Annotated in this window: 3 protein-coding genes and 1 pseudogene; 3 read left to right on the forward strand and 1 reads right to left on the reverse strand. The window is 72.9% G+C overall.

Going from position 1 to position 4,305, the window contains the following annotated elements; all coding sequences use genetic code 11:
* From Q0A33_RS08840 to Q0A33_RS08850, 3 genes and pseudogenes are all read left to right on the forward strand, one after another.
* A pseudogene (locus tag Q0A33_RS08840) lies at positions 1-261 on the forward strand (AMP-binding protein); the annotation flags it as partial.
* Between the two features lie 49 nt (positions 262-310).
* A complete protein-coding gene (locus tag Q0A33_RS08845; RefSeq protein WP_291795210.1) occupies positions 311-2,488 on the forward strand; it encodes a S9 family peptidase in 2,178 nt (725 codons plus the stop codon).
* Positions 2,489-2,491: 3 nt separating this feature from the next.
* Complete coding sequence (locus tag Q0A33_RS08850; RefSeq protein WP_291795212.1) at positions 2,492-3,226, forward strand: DUF1345 domain-containing protein; 735 nt, start codon at positions 2,492-2,494, stop codon at positions 3,224-3,226.
* Positions 3,227-3,246: 20 nt separating this feature from the next.
* Here Q0A33_RS08850 and Q0A33_RS16575 read toward each other — a convergent pair whose 3' ends face one another.
* Entirely contained in the window at positions 3,247-4,122 is an 876-nt protein-coding gene (locus tag Q0A33_RS16575; RefSeq protein ID WP_363316553.1) for a hypothetical protein, read from the reverse strand.
* Positions 4,123-4,305 lie beyond the last annotated feature (183 nt).

Here is a 4,305-nt window from a genome sequence, read left to right on the forward strand (position 1 = left end):
ACCCACCCGGCCATCCGGGACGTGCAGGTCGTGGGCGTGCCGGACGAGAAGTACGGCGAGGAGCTGCTCGCCTGGGTCATCCTCCGCGAGGGCTACGAGACCCTCACCGCCGAGGAGGTCCGCGAATTCGCCGCCGGGAAGCTCGCCCACCAGAAGATCCCGCGGTACGTGGAGGTCCGGGAGTCCTTCCCGATGACGGTGTCCGGCAAGATCCGCAAGGTGGAGCTGCGCCGCGAGGGCGAGGCGGTGGTGCGGGACTGAGCCGGGTCCGGGGCGCGGGGGAGACCGGGGCCGAGGCTAGGGTGAAGGCATGAGTTCTGCCTCCCCTTCTCCCGCCTCCGCCCGGGTCTCCGATCCCGTGCAGCCTCCCGTCGCACCGTCGCGGCCCCGGCCCCGGACCCACCATGGCCACACCTTCTGGGACCCGTACGAGTGGATGCGGGACACGGACTCCGCGGAGGTCCGCGCCCACCTGGAGGCGGAGAACGCCCACACACAGGCACGCACTGCCCACCTCGCGGACCTGCGGGAAGAGGTCTTCTCGGAGATCGTCTCCCGCGTGCGGCTCACGGACATGAGCGTCCCCGTGCGGCTGGGCGCGTGGTGGCTGTTCACCCGCAGCGAGGAGGGGAAGGACTACCGGGTGCACTGCCGCGTGCCCGCCCGGCCGGGGGACTGGACCCCGCCGGAGGTGGACCCCGGGCGAGCGCTCCCCGGGGAGCAGGTCCTCCTCGACTGCAACGCCGAGGCCGCCGGCACGGACTTCTTCTCCCTCGGCGCGCTGTCCTGCTCCCATGACGGCTCCCGGATGGTCTGGGCCGTGGACACCACGGGCGACGAGCTCTTCACGCTCCGCATCCGCGACCTGACCACCGGCGCGGACCTGCCGGAGACGATCGCGCGCACCTTCGCAGGTGCGGAACTGGACCCTGCCGGCGAGCACGTCTACTACACCACCGCGGACGAGGCCTGGCGGCCGCACCGGCTCTGGCGTCACCGCGTGGGCACCTCCCCGGCCGAGGACGAGCTGCTCCTCGAGGAACCGGATGAGAGCTTCTGGCTGGGCTTCGACCTCAGCCGCTCCGGGGCCTTCGCCCTCGTCTCCTCGCAGTCGAAGAACACGAGCGAGTGGTGGACCCTGGACCTCCGCACCCCGGGTGCGCGGCCGGTCCCCGTCCTGCCCCGCGAGGAGGGCGTGGAGTACTCCGTGGAGCACTGCGTGCGCGGCGGCGAGGACCGGCTCCTCCTCACCCACAACAGGGAGCGGCGCAACTTCTCGATCGTCGACGTGCCGCTCACGGACCCGCAGGCGGCCGGGATCCCCGTGGCCGGAGCGCTCACGGAGGAAGCGGCGGGGGCGCGCATCGAGGGGGTCGACGCGTTCGCGGACTTCCTCGCCGTGAGCTTCAGGCAGGGCGGGTTCGCACGGGTGGGCATCGTCTCCTGGTCCGGCGGCGCGGGCCGCGGAGTCTGGGGCCCAGTACGGGAGATCCGGCCCGCGGACTCCGCGCTCGGCACCACCGTCCCCGTGCAGAACCTCGCCTGGGATCAGCCGCACGTGCGGGTGAGCCACGAGAGTTTCGTGGAGCCCCACAGCATCCTCGATGCGGATGCCGCCACCGGCGCGCTGCGGCTGCGCCGCCGGCAGGAGGTGCTGGGAGGCGTGGACACCGCGGACTATGCGCAGCGGCTGGACTGGGCGGAGGCCGCCGACGGCACCCGGATCCCGGTCAGCCTCGTCTGGAAGCCGTCCGCCGTGGGAGCGGGGGAGCCCGCGCCCACTGTCCTCTACGGCTACGGCTCCTACGAGACGAGCATGGACCCCTACTTCTCCGTGGCCCGGCTGAGTCTGCTGGATCGAGGCGTCGTCTGGGCGGTCGCGCATGTCCGGGGCGGCGGCGAGCTGGGGCGGAGCTGGTACGAGCAGGGCAGGCTGGAGCACAAGCAGAACACGTTCTCGGACTTCGCGGACGCGGCGCGGCACCTCATCGCCGCCGGCCTCACCACCCCGGACAGGCTGGCGGCGATGGGCGGCTCCGCCGGCGGTCTGCTCATGGGGGCGGTGGCGAACCAGGCACCGGAGCTGTTCGCGGCGATCCTCGCGGACGTGCCCTTCGTGGACCCGCTCACGAGCATCCTCATGCCGGAGCTGCCGCTGACCGTCGTCGAATGGGACGAATGGGGCGATCCGCTCCACGACCCGGAGGCCTACGCGCGGATCCGCGCGTACTCGCCGTACGAGAACGTCACCGAGCAGCGCTATCCGCGGATCCTCGCGGTCACCTCCCTCCACGACACGCGCGTGCTCTGCGTCGAGCCCGCGAAGTGGACCGCGCGCCTGCGGGAGGTGGGGGCGGACGTGCTGCTCAGGACCGAGATGTCCGCCGGTCACGGGGGAGCCTCCGGCCGCTACGGCGCCTGGCGGGACACGGCGTTCGAGTTCGCCTGGCTGCTGGAGGCGATCGGTGCCGGCGCGGCAGGGGACTGAGGCATGCTGGCAGGCGACCACCTCCGGCAGACGGCGGCCTTCGTCGCTGCCCTCGTGCTCACCGCGGCGCTGCTGCTCCTCGGCTTCACCGACGGCGCCGCGCAGATCCGCGCCGCGCTCGAGGGCGCGGAGGGCCGGCCGTGGCCGGACACCGCGAGACTGCTGGTGCGGACGGCGGCACCGACGGCCTTCCTCGTGTTCTGGGTGCTGTTCTCAGGGCTGTACTGCGCTCTCACCCACCGGGTGCACGCACGCCTGAGGCCGGAGGAGCTGCGGCGGCTCGGCGCGGAGCAGCATGCCGCCCCCGTGCGCTGGTGGCACTCGCTGCTGGGTTCGAACAGCGCGGAGAACTTCACGCTGGCGGCCTCCGTCGTCTCCGCCGCGCTCGTCCTCGCGATCGCCCAGTCCGGCCGGCTGCGGGAGGAGCCCACGCTCGTCCTCCTGGGCTTCGGTGCCGCGGCGGGTTCGTGGGCGGTGATGGCGTACTCGTTCGCGCTGCGCTACCAGCGGCTGCACGCGGCGGGTGCGCGGATGGACTTCCCCGTGCCCGGTGAGACGCGCTTCGGCGACTATCTCACGCACTCCGTCTTCGTCTCGACGCTGATGGGTGCACACGCCTCGCCCCGGACCCGGACGGTCTGGACGGCCATGCGCGCGCACACCGTCTTCGCCTTCGCGTTCAACACCGTCATCGTCGCGATGACCGTCTCGCTCCTGCTCGCCGGTCTCTCCGGCTGAGCCCGCGCTCGGCGGGCAGCTCAGCGGGTGGGCAGCGGCACCCGGCCGTTCAGCGAGGCGTGCGTCGCCAGCGCCTGCTGATCCGTGAGCGAGGAGACGTAGTCGAGGATCGCCCGTGCGCGTCCCTGCCGTCGCAGCCCCTCCTCACCGCGGTCACCGGAGAGCAGCTCGGGGCGCCTGCTCGCGAGCGCGAACGTCGCCTCCGTGGCCTCGTCCACCCATTCGAGGAGACGCCGCGGTGCCCGGGTGCGGTCGTGCGGATCGCACAGCCAGGCGTCGAAGGCGAGCGCCAGATCCTCGATCACCCGTGCCTGGCCGCGCTGGTTCTGCGCGAGCTCCGGCAGGTCGAGCACGAACCGGGAGTGCACGAACTTCAGCACCGCGACCTCGTGCCACGCCCGCTGATCGAGCCGGATGTGCCCGCTGCGCACGTGCGGCCGCGCATCCACGACGATGGACGACCGGAGCCGGTCGATCCATCTGTTGGTGAAGGCGGAGACGGCGCGCTCGCTCATCCCGCCGCCGTCGTAGGGGCGGGCGAGGAGCCCCTCGGCGAGCTCCGTGCTCACCCTCTCCACCGCCTCGGCGAACACCTCGCGTGCGGCGATCCAGGGGTCCTTGTACGCGAGCCCGCGCCAGAGGAGCTCGAGCGAGGCCCCCGGTGAGCGCCAGCGTGCGCTCAGCGACTCCGCGTCCGCGTGCGCCAGCGCTCCGTCGTCCGCGAGCCACGCCCGGAACTCCCCGGCCACGGGGGCGTGCTGGAGGACCCCGGCGCGGACGAAGTCGTCGAGGTCGTGCACGGCGTAGGCGATGTCGTCCGCGAGGTCCATGATCGCGCAGTCCAGGGTCTGCATCCCCTGCGCCACCGCCGGATGCGCCGCGAGGACCGCGTCCATCTCCTCGGCCTCGAGTGCATAGGCGGAGAACTTCTCCGCGCCGGTCTCCGGCTGGGTCCCCACCCCGCGCGGCCGCTCGTCGACGACGCGGGCGACTTCTGGCGCGTCGTGGTGATCCGGCCGGGGCGGCTGCTGCGGCTGCGCGCCGAGATGCGGCTGCCCGGGCTCGCGTGGCTCGAGCTG

Source organism: Brevibacterium sp. (assembly GCF_022712115.1).
Classification (GTDB): domain Bacteria; phylum Actinomycetota; class Actinomycetes; order Actinomycetales; family Brevibacteriaceae; genus Brevibacterium; species Brevibacterium salitolerans.